We start from the raw sequence: 236 nt of genomic DNA on the forward strand, positions 1-236 counted from the left end.
TTTCCCATTCTTTATGAATTAAGAGCCCTGAGAGATGATCAGGTTGATAGGCTGGAAGTGGAAGTCCTGCGAGGGATGGAGCGGACCAGTACTAATAGCTCGAGGACTTTACCAAGTAATAGAACATATGAGTTCAGCTTTACTTATTTATCAAGAGATTGTTATTTAGTTTTGAGTGTTCAATACATTCAACTTTAGGCTTTTAGAGCCTGACCTTATGAAAATAGATAAGTTGA

1 rRNA gene is annotated in these 236 nt (G+C 37.7%); it reads left to right on the forward strand.

Features of this window, described 5'->3' with window-relative positions:
* Nucleotides 1–115 (forward strand): 23S ribosomal RNA (locus ETC27_RS18355); the annotation flags it as partial.
* Nucleotides 116–236 lie beyond the last annotated feature (121 nt).

Origin of the sequence: Onishia niordana, assembly GCF_004798965.1 — a bacterium.
Lineage (GTDB): Bacteria > Pseudomonadota > Gammaproteobacteria > Pseudomonadales > Halomonadaceae > Onishia > Onishia niordana.